This window comes from Pseudolactococcus raffinolactis NBRC 100932 (genome assembly GCF_001591765.1).
Lineage (GTDB): Bacteria > Bacillota > Bacilli > Lactobacillales > Streptococcaceae > Pseudolactococcus > Pseudolactococcus raffinolactis.
In genome coordinates, this window is sequence record NZ_BCVN01000013.1 from 1 (window position 1) to 18,358 (window position 18,358).

Here is an 18,358-nt window from a genome sequence, read left to right on the forward strand (position 1 = left end):
TTGGGTGGCTAACTTGGACTTGCAATTTGCCATCTTTTTTTGATCTATTTTTTTATTATTTTTTAAAAGTTTTTTTCAAACAAAAAGATATTATTTGTTATCTTAAAGATACAAAAAAACGACAAAGTCTTGCAATAGAAAGCTTTATCGTCTTATAGCAGTTATTCTTATTTTTAGCATAACTTATATTATATTTTTTTGACAACTTCTGCCAAACGCATAGAGTTACTGCCTTTTAGCAAGATTTGATCCATTGGTTTCAGGTCATCAAGCAGGGCTTGTGACAGATTTTCAAGTTCATCTTTTTCATCATCTTTTCGGAAATATTTAACCCTTTCAGGCGGGAAAATTTCCTGAGCCAACTGCGATAATGGTAACATATCTTGACCATAAAGATAGAGTAAATCCAACTTTTCAGGATTGAGTGCCGTGATCATGGCCGCATGGAGTCGGGCTGATTGCTCGCCCAGTTCTTTCATATCTGCCAAGACTGCAATTTTACGACCTTCAGGGTTGCGTTCAATCGTTTGGAAAGTTTCCAAAATCAGTCGCATGGCTGTTGGGTTGGCATTGTAGACATCTGATAAAATATCTGCTCCATTGCTTGCTTTAAGCCACTCTACTCGATTTTTGGTCAGGTTGAGACTAGCAAGCGCTACCTTAATATTTTTGGGTGACACCCCTTCTAAAGTCCCGATATAGGCTGCAATCATAGCATTAGTAGCATTAAATTTCCCAGGTACTGGGATTGTCAAGGTTTCATCTAGAAAATTAACCGTGAAGCTCAGGTGGTCTTTATGCTCATAAAGGGCTGTCAAATGAAGATCTGCGTCTGCACCGAAGCGCGTGATTTTCTGATTTTCAGGTAAATAGGCGTTGATAATTTTATCAGCTGGTGCAATGAGTTCACCGCCATTGACCAAGCCGTCGATAATCTGCATCTTGCCTTCAGCGATTTTCTCACGCGTGCCGAAAAACTCGAGGTGACTTTCGCCAATCAGCGTGATGACCGCCAGTTTTGGTTTGGCGAGGGTAGATAACAAGTGGATGTCGCCCATGTGATCCTGCCCCATTTCGAGCACCAGTTTTTCAGTGTCGTCGGGCATGTGGAGAACGGTGTAGGGCAGGCCAATTTCATTGTTGTAGTTGCCCTGAGTTTTGTAAGTTTTGTAGGTCGTCGCAAGAATTTGCGCAGTCATGTCTTTGGTCGTCGTCTTACCGTTGCTACCGGTGATCGCAATGACGTCGACCGCAGTTTTAGCCAGATAATAACGAGCCAAATCTTGAAAAGCCTGCTCTGTGTTGTCGACTAAAATGTGAGGAACAGCCACTTCTTGCTCTGAGAGCGTCACAACAGCACCATTTTCGAAAGCCGTCGGGATAAAATCGTGGCCATCACGCGCCCCCTTTAGGGGCAGGAAAATGTCGCCAGGCTGGATGAGTCGGCTGTCAAACTCGATATTGCCAAGCACATGATCCTCATATTTTGAGATGTCGTTTTGCGCCTTGACGGCATTTGCTACTTCATGTAGGGTTAAGTTCATAATTGCACCTGATTCTTTTTCATATCTATTATTTTATCAAAAAAATGCCGAGATTACTCGACATTTATCGTGTCAATATAAACCTGCTAGACAAAAGCTTTATTTTTTTGCATGATGTCTTTTGCCACTTCCAAACTAGGCATTTCAGCCAACTTAGAAGCGTTTAACAGATAGATTTTATCCGAATATTGATACACTTCTTCTAAGATGTGGCTGGTCAGCAAAACAATTTTTTCTTGGGAGATTGATTTTAGGTAGCCAAAAGCAAGTTTTCGCATGCCATAATCCATCCCGTTCATCAATTCATCGACGATGACTAAATCACTTGATATAGACAATGTCATGATAAAAGCGAAAATTTCTTTCATGCCAAGTGAATAGGTTTTGATTTTTTTATTGACAAAACTGTTTGCAGCAAAATCCTGAATCATTGCTGTCGCTTTTTCTTGCTCATCTTTTGACAAGGTTAAGATGTAGTCTTGTGCTGTCAAATTTTCATCAAAAATAGCTAGATTTGGTACATAAGCACTGCGATTAAACCCTGATATTTTCCCAGATTTCAACTTCATTTCACCATTGATAAGTGTAAATAGCGTCGATTTCCCTGCACCATTGCGCCCAATGATACCATACAATCCTTTTCTAGTGATGTCAAAGCTCAGATTTTCTAAATTACCGGCAACGATGTTGGAAAGTTTCATTTCTGTCATATTATTTTGTCCTATATAGCCATTTTTGATACAAAAGGTTTGTCAGTAGGTAGAAGATAAGGCTACAAATCAAGAGGTAGCCAGCACCGATCAACATACTATTAGTCCCAAATAAATATTTTTCATCTGGAAAAACAACGCTCACCCCAAACAAGTACTCAAAAGGCAAAAATTTGATAAAAGGTTTAAAAAGGTCTTTTTGATGGAGAAAATCATAGCCCACAATTAAAAGTAGCTCAATACCTACCACAACTAACGTTTTTTTGAAAATCACGGCAAGCAGTTGGCTAAGGGTAATGATAAAAAGGAGTGTCAAAACTAGAAAACCTAATGCCCATAAGTCAACTTGCCAATAAGGCGTTACCACTTGACTGAGTTGCCCGTAAGGATAGATCAAACTGCCCCAATTCCCACTCGTAATCCCTAGTACTAGATAATTGGCAATAATCGTAAGGAGAAGAAAACTTAAACTGATTAGAAAAGGGATGAGCAGATGATTTAAAGGTGTGCGAGATTTTGCTTGTCGAATCAACCGATAATAGCGAATTTTTTCTGTCTCAAATTTTTGGGCAAAAAAGTCACCAAACAATATGACTAGCAAAGACAAGGTCACGACAGATGTGAAGGAAACAAATGTCAAACTCATTTTTTCAAACGCACCCTCAACAGTAACGGCAGTCATTGGAAATGCTAACTTATGTTTCCTAAAATAGTCATAATATTTTTTTTGACCTTTCGCTGCTTGATAAAAATCCAGATTCTATTCCTTAAAGTCTTCAGAAATATTACCAACTTGCTCAATCTTCTTTTCCCAATACGTTTGATAATCTTTGTTAACGAAAGCATTTTTTTCAGCTTTTATGATCGCTAACTGCTTTTGATTAAAAGCTTGAAATGCCATATCTTTCGGATTATTTTTCAACTCTATTTCAAGTCTTCCGATGTCTTTTTCTAGTGAGTCCAAAGTTATTTGGTATTGAAACTCTCGCTTGAAATTAGTATTAAACATAGCAATCACAACAACAATCAAACCACAAACAATCAGATTCTTTTTATTAGCTATAAAACTCTTAAATTCTAATGTCATCATCCAATATTCCTTTTTCTAATCAGTCAATGCAACACCCTTACATCGTATCTCCCTAAAGTAAAGAATGTAGATATTTCATAGTATACCAAAAAATATTTATGTTTAGCTTTATTCTCTCATATTTCTCATTTTAAATAATTGTGAAATAGTATAATCTATGATTTTCAGATGACTTTAAATAATTTACAGAAAATATACATATTTTTTACATAACTATTCTTTCAATCATGTTAAACTATAAACAAGACGGCCATCTTAACCTATTCGAATGATCCAGGACAAAAAGGAGAATGCCAAATGGCAACTGATAAGACACGCACTGATGAACTTTCACAACAAGGTTTTAAACCAGAACAAATTGTTTTGACCATTATTATCCTACTTCTATTAATTGGTGCATTTTTCGATCGACCAATTTCACAAACCATCATGAATCAAGGATCTATTTTTGGCACCATTTTTCAAAACTATGGCCTTATTTTTCCAAGCATCGTTATTTTTATGGCATCACAAGTTTTCTTTTACCGCATTCAAAAAATTGAGACTAACATATTCGGCAAGTTTTCTGTCATGTTTTTAGCGCTAGTTGCCTGCATTTATGAAACTTGGCAAGCTGTTAAAATAGCATTGTTTTACACTGTTTCTTCACTTAATAATATCAAAAATAAAGCGCCAATCGGTGCAGCCAATAATGATGGTGGCGGTAAAGTGACTTTGCCAACTTGGTATATACCGACGCTATTTATCCTGACCATTATATTAGTTGCAATTGGCTGTGCGCTTTGTTATCAATGGCTTGCAACAAAAGACGAGATTGAAATGAAACATCTGACTTATGTTGCGTTAGCAGGTATTGTCGCTGTCTTTGCATCTGATACCTTGGTCAATAGTATGAAAGCTTTTTGGGGCCGTATGCGTCCTTACGAGATGAATGAAACTTGGTCAAATTTTACGTCTTGGCTACAAATCAACGGTGTTAATGGCCATAAGTCATTTCCTTCAGGACATTCTCAGGAAGGTTGGGTGGCACTTGTTTTGCCTTTGTTTGTCTCACCTCAACGTCCTACTAAACGCCGCAATACTTTCATTTTTGCAGTAGCATTTGGCTCATTAATGGCCTTATCTCGCGTAAGAGTCGGCGCCCATTTCCTAAGTGATGTCACCATGGGTTCTTTTATCTCTATTCTTGTGATCTATGTTCTTGCCCGCCTTTTGAACGAAAAATTAATGGGCGAATTCTTAACTTAAGACACACATCATCATCAAAAAAACCATTGCCAAAATGACAATGGTTTTTTATTTTCATGACGTGATACTCTGTGCTCTTGACAATACTTCCCATTTACGTTTAATCACTTTTTGATACCAATCAAAAGAGTCTATCTTGTTAGTAAGGAATTCCTTGCAAAAGGTTATTGCAAGAGACTCAAATCATCACCATTACTTGCGATAACGTCTTTGTACCAGTAGTAAGAATCTTTCGGGATGCGTTTCAATGAGCCTGTCATCGTTTCATCTTGGTCGACATAAACAAAGCCGTAGCGTTTTTGGTAGCCGTTGAGCCAGCTTAGGAGGTCTGTATAGCTCCAAGTGGTGTAACCGATGACGTCGACACCGTCAGAAATCGCTTCTTTGATGGCTAGGACGTGTTTTCTCAAGAAGTCGATACGATAATCATCGTGGACTTGACCGGCTTCTAGTTTGTCATATTCACCTAAGCCATTTTCCGTGATGAGAATTGGCAAGCGATAACGTGAGGCGATGCGGCGCAAGGCGATTCTTAACCCCACAGGGTCAATGGCCCAGTCCCAGTTTGTCGTTTCAAGAAAAGGATTGGTCACGCTTTTTTGTAGGCCAAGAATACCTGACGCTTTAGCCGTCCCTTTTTTCCCTGTCGTGTTCATTTGGTAGCTGTCTTTATTTTCAACACCACCATCAATCGGGTTCCAAGTATTCGTTCCGCTTTGATAGTAGTTCAAGCCCATAAAGTCAGGTTTGGCAGATTTGAGTAATTCAGCATCACCAGGTGCAAACTTAGGCGCCAGACCTCTTGCTTTCAAGTAATTCCAAGCAACGATTGGGTATTCACCGTAGGCATAAACGTCCATCCAGAAGTGTGCGCCCATTTCTTCAGCGTTTTCTGCTGCCAAAACATTTAAAGGATTTGAATCAAAAGCATACTGTGGTGAGTAGGCAAATGATGGGCCAATTTTACCAGCAATATTCATGTCATGGAATTTATTAATGACTGCCGCATTAGCTAAATTCGCATGGTGGTTGACTTGATAAAAGAGTTTCGGATCCTTTTTACCAGGTGGATGTGTGGCGATTTGCCACCCCATATGCGTAAAAATATTTTGCTCATTCAATGACACCCAATACTTCACGCGATCACCATAGGCTTTAAACAAAGTCTCAGCATAGTTCACAAAATCTGGAATGATTTGACGTGATTCCCAGCCACCATAGGCGTCCTGAAGGGCTTGCGGGAGATCCCAATGATAAATGGTCACCAAGGGTTCAATGCCATTGGCTAATAGATCGTCAATCAAATCGCTGTAGAATTTCAGACCTGCTTCATTGACTTGGCCTGTGCCGTTTGGAAAAATACGTGTCCAAGCGATCGAAAAACGATAAGCTTTCATGCCCATTTCAGCCATGAGCTTGACGTCTTCTTGATAACGGTGGTAATGGTCAACGGCAACATCGCCATTGGTGCCTTTAAAAGTCTTGCCTGGGATGCGAACAAAATCATCCCAGACTGATAAGCCTTTCCCGTCTTCATCGTAAGCGCCCTCTACTTGATAGGCTGCTGATGCACTTCCCCAAAGAAAGTCTTTGGGAAATGTGGCTAAATTTTTATGTTCCATGTAACTCCTTCGACATGCTTTGCAATTTAGAGATATAGTGATTTAAAGAAAAAGTCAATGATTTCATGACTTTTTCTGTAGCTTTCAATGTGTTGTATCCTATTATGATTCAATTGAGAATCGTGACGCTTAAACTTCTTCTTTTAAGCTGTTTGCTGCAACGACAAATGGGAACCAAATGGCGAATGTTGCTGCAAATGAGACAGCTGTTACAAGAATCGCACGCCAGTCAAAACCTGTCGCCATGAAAGCATTAAGAAATGGTGGTGTTACCCATGGCACTGACAAGACAACTGGTGAAACCAAGTGTAAGACTGTCGCAACATATCCGATCGTTACTGACACCATTGGTGCTAATAAAATTGGAATGAAGAAAAGTGAATTTAAGACCAATGGCATCCCGAACATAACAGGTTCATTGATATTGAAGATACCTGGTGCAACAGATAGTTTGGCAACTGTTTTATAGTCGTCACGTTTAGAGAACCAAAGGATGGCAACGATCAATGACAAAGTACCACACGTTCCACCGAAACTTGAATAAGCATCCCATGACCCGCGTACCCAAAGCGTCAGGAAATTTCCGTCGATCGCATGTGCTTTATCGATTGCACCTTTAGCCACAAGGTCATTAACACCTTGTAAGCCAACTTTATTGTAAACTTCCATATTGGCAAGTTGAAGTGGTCCCCAGATACTATCAAGTACAGGGCCTAGTACATTTGTACCATGAATACCAAAGAACCAGAAGAGTGAGACAAAGAAGGTAACAATTAATACTGAAACAAGTGATTGTGATAAGGCTTGGAATGGTTCAGCGATATATTTGCTGATCAAGAAGATCATATCGTTTCCAGTCCAGACTTTGATAAAGTAGTAAATGATTGAGACAGCATAAACTGAAACAATTGTTGGGACGATAGCCAAGAAAGCTTTAGATACTGCTGGTGGTACTGAATCAGGCATTTTAATTGTGATATCAGCAAGCATGAGTTTGGCGTAAATAACGACACCAAGCCCGCCCATAAGGATGACCGCAAAGTAGGCGCCTGAATCCATATGAGCGACTGAAATGCCCATTTTCCATGTTGCAATACCTTGTGCTGCAATATTATTGTTAACTGTTGTCATCGCTTTTTCAGAAAGACCCGCAGTTGCTAACGACAGAATATTGGGCAGACCTGAAATTAATGCGGCAACCCCAACGATCCCACCAGCAAGTTCATTGACTTTGTACGCTTTTGAAAGGTTGTAACCCCATGAAAAGGCAAAAATAAGACCGATAACTGTTAAAGTTCCCTGACTGACGACATTCGAGATGCCAGCAAGTTGTTCAAAGACTGGTGTATGTGAAAGTGTCCATGAGCCGTCAGATGCGCCACGTTGCACAAATTGTTGGACTGCAGCCGGTACTGTGCCAATCAGAACCGATACTAATGTTGCCATCGCCCCCACCATCGTCGCTGGCATCATACCAACGAATGAGTCACGTAGAGCAACTAAATGTTTTTGCGAACCGATTTTTGCCGCGACTGGAACGAGATGCTTCTCCAACCAATATTGTAATGCATTCATAAACTATTCTCCTTTTATTTCATCAACTGACTTGCTTTACATTTAAAAATGAACGAGTAGTCATCGTTTTCAAAGAAAAAACTAGAAGTATTTGGCAGCTCTGCCTTAACCACTACCGTTTTAAACCTTTAATCATTTTGTACGATTCAATGATTGCTTTCTCAAAATCAGCAAAAGAAAATACCATCATCAAATGGTCTTAGACGTGAACCATCATCTCCTACAGGAAATTCTAAAAAATATGACAGTAAGCGCTTACTTGTTCCTAGTATAAACTAGACGATGACAAAATGATATAGTTTTTAACCATGAAGAAACTTGTTACATAAGTTGAAACAAAATGGTTACTCCCCTCTAGAACTTGATTAACGATGTCGATAATTGTCACTGTTTTTACTAGAAATCGACAACATTTCAAAAAGCACATAAAAAAACGATCACACCCTTGAAATTCACATTCCCTAAGGTTTGTTATCGTTTATCTATCTAGTCTAAAATAATTATTGTGCCACCCGCACATGATGCGCCAAAATTTCAATCAATGCTAAAACAGGTAACTGTGTCGTCAAGATTAACTTGTTAATCGACTTGTTACTAGCATACTCGTCAATCATATAGTAGGAAAAATTTAAGTCTGACAACTTTGAAATCGTCGCGTTTTCATCATTTGTAATCGAAATAATTTTCACACCATTTTGCTTAAACTGCAGTACTCGTTCCATAATACCTTTATTCTCACCTGTAACAGATAAAACAATGAGGCAGGCATTTTGATAGGCACCATCCACAATAGGAAAATAAGGGTCCGTAATGGCGATTGCCTGAATACCAACGCTATTAAAATACCGATAACCATACTTGGTCAAAGCGCCACTGGTGCCAGCTCCCATAAATACTGTATAGGCACAGTCCTCAATCATCTGACATGCTTGCGCTAATTTTTTCTGAAAGGCCTCACCCGTCAAGCCTTTCAAAAAGGAATTAAGCTCCAAAAAATTAGCATAATAGCTCTCCAAAGAGGGTTCATAGTGATCAGCCTGCGTCATGTGGAATTTGAGTTCTGAAAAACCCGCAAATCCCAGATGCCGACAAAATCTAACGATGGTTGCTGCTGACACGTGCGTCATTTGAGCCAATTCCCGAATCGTCATCTTGCTGACTTCAGCCACATGGTCCATCAAAAAATTGTAAATTTGAAATTCTGTCTCGTTAAGTTTCTTAATTTTTTCAATATCAAACATGATATGTCCTTTCGCTCTTTCTTATAGGGACATATAAGACATCGTCTAAAATCCGCTTAATCGGCCAGCTTACTCTCCCGAATGTCAAAGGCTTCAAGCGCTAAGGCGACCAATTTTTCAATCAGATCAGAGTAAGCTAAGCCCATGTTTTCCCACAAGAGGGGGTACATCGAGAACTGCGTGAAACCTGGAATGGCATTAATTTCATTGAGGTAAATCTGTTGATCAGCCGTCATGAAGAAGTCACAGCGTGACAGGCCCATCCCAGCAACTGCTCGGTAGGCGATCTCCGCGTACTTTCGCATCGCAACCATGGTTTCTTCAGGAATACTAGCAGGAATCGCCATGGTAATCTGATTGTCGATATATTTGGCATTGTAATCATAAAAGGCCACATCTTTAACGACTTCACCCGGCAAGGTCGTCATTACATCAGAATTCCCGAGCACTGCCACTTCGATTTCACGCGCATCAAGTCCTTGCTCGATGAGAATGCGGCTGTCGAATTTTAGTGCTGCTTCTATGGCAGAACGTAAGTCAGATTCTGACGCGACCTTGGAGATGCCGACAGACGACCCCATATTGGCCGGTTTAACGAAGACTGGATAAGTCAAAGTCTCAGTCACTGCGGCAATTTTAGCGTCAAGTTCAGCTAAATCCGTTAAGGCAACATACGGTACTTGTGGTACACCGACAGACTCAAAGACATGTTTGGCCATGATTTTATCCATGGTCACACTCGCTGAAGTGATGTTCGGCCCCACATAAGGCATTTTGAGCACCTCAATAAACCCTTGGATTGATCCATCTTCTCCCATAGGACCGTGGAGGACAGGAAAGACAACCGCTCCCGTTTCATAAATACTGGCAGGTGATACGATATCAGCCGCAACAATCGTTGCGTTAGTCATCAACTTCGTTCCCTGAGCAGGCATCTCAGTGAAAACTTGCGTTTTGACAAACTCACCCGTTTGCGTGATGAAAAACGTCTTCACTACAAACTTATCGTAGTTGACCGCAAACATTACACTCTCCGCTGATAAAACCGATACCTCACGCTCAGCACTACGACCGCCATATAATAAAATCAAACTTTGTTTTGACATCTTGTCTCCTTGAAATAATGTAGTCAAATTTATTATATCACAAAAGCGATGGTGCGATTTAATAAAAATTTGAGATTAATGCGCTGAAAATGTCAGAACGATGATGACAGAGTAGCATAATTTTATAGGTGATCATCCTGATATGATAAAGACAGTATGTTAAACATTGTGGCAAAAAGAACAGTATGAAAAATAAAAAAAGCAAACCGTTTGCTTTTTTTATTTAGTGACTGAGAACTTTTGTTCCATCCACGTTTTTATATCGATTTTGTTTTTAGATTTCCTGCCGATTTTCGACAGCCTTACTGAGCGTGACTTCATCAGCATATTCGATATCACTGCCAACAGCAAGACCACGTGCTAGACGCGTCACCTTAATCCCAGCAGGCTTGATGATCCGTGCCAAATACATGGCAGTCGCTTCTCCATCACTTGTCGCATTGGTGGCGATAATCACCTCAGCGACCTGACTATCCATCAATCTGGTAATTAAGGTTTTAACATTGATATCATCTGGGCTGACACCATTCATGGGACTGATTGTCCCATGAAGGACATGGTAGAGACCGTTATATTCTCGGATCTTCTCCATCGCAAGGACATCCTTTGATTCCTCAACCACAAAGATGGTCGTTCGATCGCGCGATTCATCACTACAGATATTACAAGGATCCGCATCCGTCAGATTCCCGCAGATACTACAGAAATGGAGATCTCGTTTAGCCGACAAAAGATTAGCCGCAAACTGATTGACATCATCATCCGACATGCCAATCGTATAAAAGGCAAGTCGTGTTGCCGTTTTTTGACCAATTCCGGGTAATTTTGCATAAGACTCGATCAGCTTGGCAATTGGTTCTGGATAATAAGCCATATTTGAGCCTTTCATTTTAAAGGTTTATTTAAAACCGTACATTGAATGATAGAGATTAACAATATCTCTTGTGATATTCTGATTGGCATGCGTTGTTGTGCCGTCTGGTTTAATAACCGTATCCGGTACCATAACACCAATCGCGATTTGTGGGTTTTCAGATGGTGCATAAGCCACGACATTATTTACTGACAGATAAATTTGGTTGCCATTGGCATCGAGTTTATACGTCTCTGATGTTCCGGTTTTCGCATTAATGTTAACACTCGCATTGACCATAATATCTTTACCTGTGGCCATGCTACCGCCATGTGTTACTTGATACATCCCTTGTTGGAGCAAGCTTACATTCTCTAATGAAATATCTACAGTATTGAGAGACTTAGTCTCAATCGATTTAGTGAGTCCACCTAGAGAACCATCTGTATTACTATCATAGATGCCTTCCACCAAATACGGTGCAACACGTTTACCATCATTGGCAATGGTTGCGGCATATTGAGCCAACTGCAAGGGTGTATAGTTATCATACTGACCGAAACTTTCATCCAAGTAGTTGGCTGCCGTTTCGTCTTCACCTTTAAAACCTGGAACTTCACCAGGAATATCTAGCCCGGTCATAACGCCTAGACCAAACTCCCCATAGGTTTTACGGAATTTTTTAAAGGAATCCTCAAGTTTTGAGGTGTAGATTGTCATATTTGGATGGTAAGGTTGTCCCATAACATCTAAAGCAGTCTGAATCATATAGGTATTGGATGAATATTCCAAGGCCTGAACAGCAGAAATTGGCGTTGACATACCATTCGTAAACCAAGACTGCTTGACTTGTGAGCCTAGAATTTGAATCGGTTGATCATTCAAAACTTGGTTGCCAGATAATACACCATTTTGCCAACCAGCTGCAATCGTCCCCATTTTGACCACAGACCCTGGGATGAAGACGTTTTGAATCGTCCCCAATGCATCATCTGTTATTGCACCCGTTTTGAGATCATAGTTAATCCCACCAAGAGCATAAATGGCACCTGTGGTTGGATTCATAACAACGGCGTAAGCTCCTTCTGAATGACCACCAAAGCCTTCGGCTTGGAGTGCCGCAAAGTTATTCCTCAAAATATCCTGCACACCTTGCTGAAATTTTGAGTCAATGGTCAATTTCAAGTTCTTACCTTTTTCACCTGGTTTCAGGACTTTCTCACCAGTCACTTTACCATTTTTATCGACCATCACTTGTTTGACCGCATTGCTACCATGAAGCTCATCTTCATAGCCTTTTTCCAGATAAGAGGTGCCAACACGGTCATTACGGGAATAGCCTTTTTTCAGGTAGTCATCAAGATCTTCTGCAGGAATACCCGTTTTTTCACTGGTCACTGTCCCTAAAATACTGGTCAAAGGCGAGGCAACGTACTCACGTTCCCAAGTCGTACCGACAGAAATCCCTTTAAATGAACGTTCATTTTCGGCAATGGTCGCCTGTTGCTCAGCGGTGAAATTTCCTGAGGCAATAATTGTCGTTGCAAAATTAGACGTGGCATTCATCCGTTTGTAAAGCTTGGCAGCTAATTCTGTATCCGCATCATAGGTAATCTCTTCATCCGTCACTTTTTTGACGTATTTGGCATAGAGATCACCTTCAGATAATTTCTCACCCGTTTTCGAATTGATGCGTTCTTTGGCAGACAGGCGTTCTTGGACCTTGGCTAAATTCTCATGATCAGCTAAGAAAAAATCCTTTTTATCGCGCTCAGTTAAGGTATCAGTCTTGACAGATTCTGGAATCACACTGACAAGTTTAATCGCCACTTGGCGCATCTCTTCAGCTGTCATCGTATTACTGCGCGCAAAATTAATGGTCTGTACCGCCTGGTTAGATACCAAAGGTAGACCCTGAGCATCATAAATTTGGCCGCGCGCTGTGCCTTCAGTAACTGTTGACAAAGAACCTGATGTCGCTAATTTTTTATCATAAAAGCTTTTATTTGCAATTTGCATGTGATAAAGCCTGCCGACTAGAATCAAGAACAAGGCAAAAATAAAGAAAAACAAGACATTGACACGTTTTAAAATGGCTTTTGATGGATTCTCTAAGACTTTAGGAGATTTATTTTTTGAACTACTATTTTTCGATTTCATTACTTACCATTATACGATACTTTTGCCTAAAAAAAAACTGCCAACCTTGTTAAAAGTTGAGAGCTAATATTTACTTAAGTTGCAGCATGAGACTAGCCTTATTTAAATCAAAAAAAACACAGCATTTATACCGTGTTTTTAGAATAATTATTTGTCTTCTAAATAGTATTGAGCTGTTTTATTCAAGTTATCGTCGAATTCGAATACCAATGGTGGGAAGTTTGGAATTTCGAATTTCAAGATTTCTTCAGCGCTCATTTTGTTGATATGTTTTACAAGGGCACGGATTGAGTTACCGTGTGCACCAACGAAAACGTTTTTGCCGTCTTTAAGTGCTGGTGCAATTTTGTCTTCCCAGAAAGGCAAAGCACGTTCAAGTGTCAACTCAAGGTTTTCAGCATCTGGCACGATTGAATCTTCAAGATGTGAATAACGACGGTCACCGTGTGATGTGAATTCAGCATCATGCGCCATTGGATCTGGGCTCACGTTGTATGAACGACGCCAGATAAGGACTTGATCATCACCATATTGAACAGCTGCATCAGCTTTGTTAAGACCTGTCAAAGCACCGTAGTGGCGCTCGTTCAAACGCCAAGATTTTTCAACTGGTACCCAAAGTTGATCAGAATATTCAAGGACATAGTTAGTTGTTTTGATTGCACGTTTAAGAACTGACGTGAAAGCGATATCGAATTCGATACCAGCATTTTTAATCAATTCACCAGCTTTTTTAGCTTCTGCAACACCTTGCTCAGCAAGATCTACGTCAGCCCAACCAGTAAAGAGGTTCTTTTCGTTCCATTCAGACAAGCCGTGGCGTGCGAATACTAATTTTACCATGTTTTTAATTTCTCCTGTAAGATTTTGAGTTTTAGTCCTGTAGGGCTCTACCAAATTGTACTGATCTGACGATAAGACGTCTCAATACAAAGCAGCTACAGCAAACTAAAATTCAAATTATTTTAAAACAATACCCTATTATTTTACACTATTTTTGTGTGATTTACCACTATTTTTAAGTGCATTTTCATGATTTTTTCAACTTCTATCTCAAAACTTATTCTGTTCAAAATAATTTTCAAGACTGCGCTTATATGATTTGGCAACTTCTGACAAAAGCTGACCTTTTTTCTTGATAAAAATCAGTGTGTTGGCATTACCATCTTCTAATGGAATAACTCGGATACCGTGGACACTTTCTTTATCAATAAAGCCAGAACCTGTAGCATAGGCATCTGTACGTTCCAAAATACCATTGAGCGACGCACGATCTGTTACATTAAAGATCTTTGTATTTTCAAAGGTTTCAACCAAATCTTCTGAGTAGTAGAGAAACTGTTCATTTTCTTGCGTAAATCGCGCACGACTTAAATGTCTCAAGTCATCATTAGTCACAAAATCTTTAGTTGCTAAGGGATGAGATTGCCGGAGATAGATGTGCGTTTTAAAGGTCATCAACTCTTCAAACTCAAGATCCAGCTTATCTAACATCCGTGTAATGCCTAGGCGATTGTGATTATTTAAGTAAGCAATCCCAACATCGGACAGGCCATCTGAGACCTCACTTAAGATATTATAAGTTGTTGATTCAAAAAGTCGAATGTTTTTGATCTCTGGATTTTTTTCAGAAAACTCGACAGAGACGGGTGCCAAAAAATCATAATGCTGACTGGCAACAGAAAAACTGTGTTGCATGGTTGTTGGTGCTAGATACTTGGCTTCAAAGGTATCAAAATCACGTAGCACACTTTGAGCTTGTTCATAAAAACGCTCACCAGAAATCGTCAAACTAACTCCTGTATTCAAGCGCTCAAAAATCTTGAAGCCCAATTCAGTTTCAAGATCCTTAACAGCGATAGACATTGATGGTTGGCTGACATAGAGCTGTTCACTGGCTTCTCGAAAGGTACCCGTATTAGCGATTGCGACGACATATCTTAATTGCTTAATGTTCATTTTTACTCCAATAAAAAGTGTATAACATACATTATACACTTTTTTTTCATATTTATCTGACGAATCTGATGTATCAAAGGCATTAGCTAGTAGTTGTATCTGATGCTAGTTCAGCGATTTCTCTTTGTCTCTTCTTTGTCATTGCCTGTAAAATCAGTTGGTAAGATTTTTGGATCATGGTTTTGATCGTCTCATCGGACACTTGACCAGCTAGGTCAATCGAGTTCCAATGCACTTTATTCATATAATAGCCTGGTACGATTTCAGCATATTGTTCCCTTAACAATTCACCATCCTCTGGTTTTAATTTAACGGTTAATATTCGTTTGCCAGACTTATCTTGTCCTAACATCCCAAACATTTTATCATCTAGTAATAAACGCGTCGCACCCCACTCTGCTTTAAAATCTGTATGAGCCGACGAAAACGTCTCCGCATAAGTACAAATATCAGTTTCTTTCATCTTACCAAATTCCCTTCACCTTATTTTACGAAGTAGGGGTTTTTTGTTTCTGATTTTGCCATAGCTCACAGCTATATTTTTCACACCAGAGTTCAAAATCTGCTTCGTCAGACTTGGTTTTCTTGATGAAAATCTCATCCACTTCAACATTTAAAGCTTTGGCAATTTTAAATGCCAAATCTAGAGATGGATCATATTTATTATTTTCCACTGCATTAATTGACTGCCGAGTAGAGTGCGTCAAACGCGCCAAGTCTTCCTGAGAAAATTTCATCGCCTTGCGCAATTTCTTGATATTATTCTCCATGGAACCTCCTTCTTAAATCTATTTTTCGATGTGTCTTGTCAAACGACCTTTACATATTTTCATTGTAGTATAAATTCATGTTTTTGACAAGAAATTCAGTTTCATTTAGTAAAGCTATCAAAAAATAGATATTTCAGGCACTAGCCTGATTAATGTTCAAATAAAGCTAGATACTCTGGATAACCTTCTTGAACCAGTTCTGATTTCGGAATGAAACGAAGTGCTGCAGAGTTAATACAATAGCGCAAGCCACCAGCCTCTTTAGGGCCATCTTCAAAGACATGCCCAAGATGTGAATCTGCATCAGCAGATCTAACTTCTGTTCTAGGCATTCCGATAATAGAACGATCTAGTTTTTCTATGATTTCTAAGGCATCAATTGGTTGAGTAAAAGCAGGCCAGCCACAGCCAGCATCATATTTATCTGTTGATGAGAACAAGGGTTTGCCCGAAACGACATCAACAAAGATACCATCCTGCCACCAATCATCATACTTGCCAGTAAACGCACGTTCAGTTGCGGACTCCTGTGTGACAGCGTATTCCTCTTGTGTTAAGCGTTTCTTGAGTTCTTTTTGATCGTATTTTGACATATTGATACCCCTTTTCTACGATGTCACTTCAATTTAAATTCGTATAAAAATTAACGGCCTTTAGAGGCGGCTTTTACTGCCAAATTACCTAGGACTTGGCTGATGAAAACAATCACCAAAACAAAGACGAGTGATAAGAAAGTGATATCGCCACGCCCCCGCTGGTAACCTTGTTGCAAGGCCATAGAACCTAGTCCACCACCGCCGACTGTACCAGCCATGGCAGTTAAGCCGATGAGGTTGATCACCGTAAAGCTAGATGCTCGAATAATTGAGACGAGGCCTTCTTTTAAGTAAACACGGTATATAATGCCAAAATTTCCGACACCCATGGCACGCGCAGCTTCGACCACACCTGGGTCAACTTCGAGCAAGGCGTTTTGAATCTGACGGGCAAAAAACGGAATCGTACCAAGTACCAATGGTACTGTAACGGCCGCTGTCCCAACTGACGTTCCAACGATAAAACGTGTCACTGGCATAATTACAGCCAGTAAAATGATAAAAGGAATGGACCGGCCAATATTCACAAGCTTATCAAGAATCGAATAAATCAAACGTTGCGGCGTCAAACCATCCTCATCAGTCATCAATAAAATCACACCTAAAATCAATCCCAGAATACCGGCAATGATTCCTGTAACAAAGGTCATTTGAAGTGTTTCAAGCGTTGCTGTCCAAAAATCAGGCCACAACTCAGCTGCATTTGGAAAAAGTTGATTGATCATTTTGGCACCTCTGTTTCTTTTACTTCTGTGCGTTTGATTTCAGAAATTCGCACTTGTCGTTCTGCTAGGTAGGCAGTAATATCCTCAAGATCTGGCTCACTACCATTATCGCCTTCCAGCGTCACAATCATCGTTCCAATCGGTACATTTTGCAAAAATTCAATATTGCCATAGAGTATATCAGCAGTTACCGCAAAACGCTTGTAAAGTTCGATAATAACCGGTTCCGTCGCATTTGAAAATTTAAGCTCATAAACAGGTTGATCCGTATGCGCCAGAAGTTTTTTCTCAGCTTGCTCAACATGCGTCGCCGTTCTGATGAAATCACGTGTTAAATCAGCTTTAGGTTCATTGAAAATATCAATCACATCACCACGTTCAATGACACGACCATTTTCCATGACTGCCACTTTATTACAAATTTCCTTCACCACTTGCATTTCATGGGTAATGATGACAATGGTGATGCCAAGTTTTTGGTTTACTTCTTGGAGCAACTCTAGGATCGACAACGTTGTCTTTGGATCTAGGGCAGACGTTGCTTCATCGCAAAGCAAAATTTTGGGGTCATTTGCAAGCGCCCGAGCAATCGCCATACGCTGCTTTTGACCACCTGATAATTGACTTGGGTAGGCATCTTTTTTATCTAAAATGCCAACAAGTGCCAACAAGTGAGCTACTTTAACTTCAATTTCTTGTTTCGTTAAGCCTGACCCTTTTAAAGGAAAGGCAACGTTATCAGCAATCGTCCGTGATGCCATCAAATTGAAATGTTGGAAAATCATCCCAATCTTTTTTCGTTCTTCCCGTAAAGCACGGTTAGATAAGGCAACAAGATTTTTACCCTCGATGCTCACCTCGCCATGCGTTGGCTTTTGGAGTAGGTTGATCACCCGAACAAGTGTTGATTTCCCTGCACCAGAATAACCGACAATTCCATAGATATCTCCTTTGTCGACTTTCAGTGAGACATTATCAACCGCAACAACTTCACGATCTTTTTGTGTGAATTTTACACTAATATCATTTAAATTTATCATATCCATTATTTTACCATTTTCTGAGTGAATCTGTCGCCCTTTTTGATAGATGATTCCCTATTAATAACCTAGCAAAAAAGCCTGAGTATAAAACTCAAGCCTTAAGCATTAAAGGTGTA

At 39.9% G+C, this 18,358-nt stretch carries 18 protein-coding genes; 1 reads left to right on the forward strand and 17 read right to left on the reverse strand.

Annotated elements, in window-relative coordinates; all coding sequences use genetic code 11:
- Nucleotides 1-188 precede the first annotated feature (188 nt).
- The 4 genes from LRA01S_RS05440 to LRA01S_RS05455 all read right to left on the reverse strand — a co-directional run bounded on the left by LRA01S_RS05440 (nt 189) and on the right by LRA01S_RS05455 (nt 3,344).
- Nucleotides 189-1,544 (reverse strand): UDP-N-acetylmuramoyl-tripeptide--D-alanyl-D-alanine ligase, encoded by a 1,356-nt coding sequence (locus LRA01S_RS05440; protein WP_061774603.1) that lies wholly within the window; start codon nt 1,542-1,544, stop codon nt 189-191.
- An 86-nt stretch (nt 1,545-1,630) separates the two neighbouring features.
- A complete protein-coding gene (locus LRA01S_RS05445) occupies nt 1,631-2,254 on the reverse strand; it encodes an ATP-binding cassette domain-containing protein (RefSeq protein ID WP_061774604.1) in 624 nt (207 codons plus the stop codon).
- A 1-nt stretch (nt 2,255) separates the two neighbouring features.
- On the reverse strand, nt 2,256-2,936 hold the full coding sequence (locus LRA01S_RS05450; protein ID WP_061774605.1) for a hypothetical protein: 681 nt from the start codon (nt 2,934-2,936) through the stop codon (nt 2,256-2,258).
- Between the two features lie 78 nt (nt 2,937-3,014).
- Nucleotides 3,015-3,344 (reverse strand): hypothetical protein, encoded by a 330-nt coding sequence (locus LRA01S_RS05455; RefSeq protein WP_061774606.1) that lies wholly within the window; start codon nt 3,342-3,344, stop codon nt 3,015-3,017.
- A gap of 297 nt (nt 3,345-3,641) precedes the next feature.
- On the opposite strand from LRA01S_RS05455, the gene LRA01S_RS05460 reads away from it, so the two are divergent.
- Entirely contained in the window at nt 3,642-4,592 is a 951-nt protein-coding gene (locus LRA01S_RS05460; RefSeq protein ID WP_061774607.1) for a phosphatase PAP2 family protein, read from the forward strand.
- Between the two features lie 164 nt (nt 4,593-4,756).
- On the opposite strand, the gene LRA01S_RS05465 is transcribed toward LRA01S_RS05460, so the two are convergent.
- The 13 genes from LRA01S_RS05465 to LRA01S_RS05525 form a co-directional block, all read right to left on the reverse strand.
- A complete protein-coding gene (locus tag LRA01S_RS05465; protein WP_061774608.1) occupies nt 4,757-6,214 on the reverse strand; it encodes a glycoside hydrolase family 1 protein in 1,458 nt (485 codons plus the stop codon).
- 129 nt (nt 6,215-6,343) lie between these two features.
- Nucleotides 6,344-7,789, reverse strand: coding sequence for a PTS sugar transporter subunit IIC (locus LRA01S_RS05470; RefSeq protein WP_061774609.1), 1,446 nt, complete (start codon nt 7,787-7,789; stop codon nt 6,344-6,346).
- Between the two features lie 500 nt (nt 7,790-8,289).
- On the reverse strand, nt 8,290-9,030 hold the full coding sequence (locus LRA01S_RS05475; protein WP_061774610.1) for a MurR/RpiR family transcriptional regulator: 741 nt from the start codon (nt 9,028-9,030) through the stop codon (nt 8,290-8,292).
- 56 nt (nt 9,031-9,086) lie between these two features.
- On the reverse strand, nt 9,087-10,136 hold the full coding sequence (locus LRA01S_RS05480; RefSeq protein ID WP_061774611.1) for a D-alanine--D-alanine ligase: 1,050 nt from the start codon (nt 10,134-10,136) through the stop codon (nt 9,087-9,089).
- A 274-nt stretch (nt 10,137-10,410) separates the two neighbouring features.
- Entirely contained in the window at nt 10,411-11,010 is a 600-nt protein-coding gene (gene recR / locus LRA01S_RS05485) for a recombination mediator RecR (RefSeq protein ID WP_031366547.1), read from the reverse strand.
- Nucleotides 11,011-11,034: 24 nt separating this feature from the next.
- Complete coding sequence (locus LRA01S_RS05490) at nt 11,035-13,149, reverse strand: penicillin-binding transpeptidase domain-containing protein (protein WP_061774612.1); 2,115 nt, start codon at nt 13,147-13,149, stop codon at nt 11,035-11,037.
- 147 nt (nt 13,150-13,296) lie between these two features.
- On the reverse strand, nt 13,297-13,992 hold the full coding sequence (locus LRA01S_RS05495) for a phosphoglycerate mutase (RefSeq protein WP_061774613.1): 696 nt from the start codon (nt 13,990-13,992) through the stop codon (nt 13,297-13,299).
- A gap of 210 nt (nt 13,993-14,202) precedes the next feature.
- Nucleotides 14,203-15,108: a LysR family transcriptional regulator gene (locus tag LRA01S_RS05500; RefSeq protein WP_061774614.1), complete on the reverse strand. Its 906-nt coding sequence runs from the start codon at nt 15,106-15,108 to the stop codon at nt 14,203-14,205.
- An 82-nt stretch (nt 15,109-15,190) separates the two neighbouring features.
- Entirely contained in the window at nt 15,191-15,571 is a 381-nt protein-coding gene (locus tag LRA01S_RS05505) for an MmcQ/YjbR family DNA-binding protein (protein WP_061774615.1), read from the reverse strand.
- A 25-nt stretch (nt 15,572-15,596) separates the two neighbouring features.
- A complete protein-coding gene (locus tag LRA01S_RS05510; RefSeq protein ID WP_061774616.1) occupies nt 15,597-15,878 on the reverse strand; it encodes a helix-turn-helix transcriptional regulator in 282 nt (93 codons plus the stop codon).
- 149 nt (nt 15,879-16,027) lie between these two features.
- Nucleotides 16,028-16,471 (reverse strand): peptide-methionine (R)-S-oxide reductase MsrB, encoded by a 444-nt coding sequence (gene msrB / locus LRA01S_RS05515; RefSeq protein ID WP_061774617.1) that lies wholly within the window; start codon nt 16,469-16,471, stop codon nt 16,028-16,030.
- Between the two features lie 50 nt (nt 16,472-16,521).
- Nucleotides 16,522-17,199 (reverse strand): methionine ABC transporter permease, encoded by a 678-nt coding sequence (locus LRA01S_RS05520; RefSeq protein ID WP_061774618.1) that lies wholly within the window; start codon nt 17,197-17,199, stop codon nt 16,522-16,524.
- Entirely contained in the window at nt 17,196-18,239 is a 1,044-nt protein-coding gene (locus LRA01S_RS05525) for a methionine ABC transporter ATP-binding protein (protein WP_061774644.1), read from the reverse strand. The genes LRA01S_RS05520 and LRA01S_RS05525 overlap by 4 nt, the downstream gene beginning before the upstream one ends.
- Between the last annotated feature and the right edge of the window lie 119 nt (nt 18,240-18,358).

Coding starts and splice junctions, on each gene's coding strand:
- LRA01S_RS05440 (WP_061774603.1), bottom strand. CDS start 1,544: ATGAACTTAACCCTACATGAAGTAGCAAATGCCGTCAAGGCGCAAAAC.
- LRA01S_RS05445 (WP_061774604.1), bottom strand. CDS start 2,254: ATGACAGAAATGAAACTTTCCAACATCGTTGCCGGTAATTTAGAAAAT.
- LRA01S_RS05450 (WP_061774605.1), bottom strand. CDS start 2,936: ATGACTGCCGTTACTGTTGAGGGTGCGTTTGAAAAAATGAGTTTGACA.
- LRA01S_RS05455 (WP_061774606.1), bottom strand. CDS start 3,344: ATGATGACATTAGAATTTAAGAGTTTTATAGCTAATAAAAAGAATCTG.
- LRA01S_RS05460 (WP_061774607.1), top strand. CDS start 3,642: ATGGCAACTGATAAGACACGCACTGATGAACTTTCACAACAAGGTTTT.
- LRA01S_RS05465 (WP_061774608.1), bottom strand. CDS start 6,214: ATGGAACATAAAAATTTAGCCACATTTCCCAAAGACTTTCTTTGGGGA.
- LRA01S_RS05470 (WP_061774609.1), bottom strand. CDS start 7,789: ATGAATGCATTACAATATTGGTTGGAGAAGCATCTCGTTCCAGTCGCG.
- LRA01S_RS05475 (WP_061774610.1), bottom strand. CDS start 9,030: ATGTTTGATATTGAAAAAATTAAGAAACTTAACGAGACAGAATTTCAA.
- LRA01S_RS05480 (WP_061774611.1), bottom strand. CDS start 10,136: ATGTCAAAACAAAGTTTGATTTTATTATATGGCGGTCGTAGTGCTGAG.
- recR (WP_031366547.1), bottom strand. CDS start 11,010: ATGGCTTATTATCCAGAACCAATTGCCAAGCTGATCGAGTCTTATGCA.
- LRA01S_RS05490 (WP_061774612.1), bottom strand. CDS start 13,149: ATGAAATCGAAAAATAGTAGTTCAAAAAATAAATCTCCTAAAGTCTTA.
- LRA01S_RS05495 (WP_061774613.1), bottom strand. CDS start 13,992: ATGGTAAAATTAGTATTCGCACGCCACGGCTTGTCTGAATGGAACGAA.
- LRA01S_RS05500 (WP_061774614.1), bottom strand. CDS start 15,108: ATGAACATTAAGCAATTAAGATATGTCGTCGCAATCGCTAATACGGGT.
- LRA01S_RS05505 (WP_061774615.1), bottom strand. CDS start 15,571: ATGAAAGAAACTGATATTTGTACTTATGCGGAGACGTTTTCGTCGGCT.
- LRA01S_RS05510 (WP_061774616.1), bottom strand. CDS start 15,878: ATGGAGAATAATATCAAGAAATTGCGCAAGGCGATGAAATTTTCTCAG.
- msrB (WP_061774617.1), bottom strand. CDS start 16,471: ATGTCAAAATACGATCAAAAAGAACTCAAGAAACGCTTAACACAAGAG.
- LRA01S_RS05520 (WP_061774618.1), bottom strand. CDS start 17,199: ATGATCAATCAACTTTTTCCAAATGCAGCTGAGTTGTGGCCTGATTTT.
- LRA01S_RS05525 (WP_061774644.1), bottom strand. CDS start 18,239: ATGATAAATTTAAATGATATTAGTGTAAAATTCACACAAAAAGATCGT.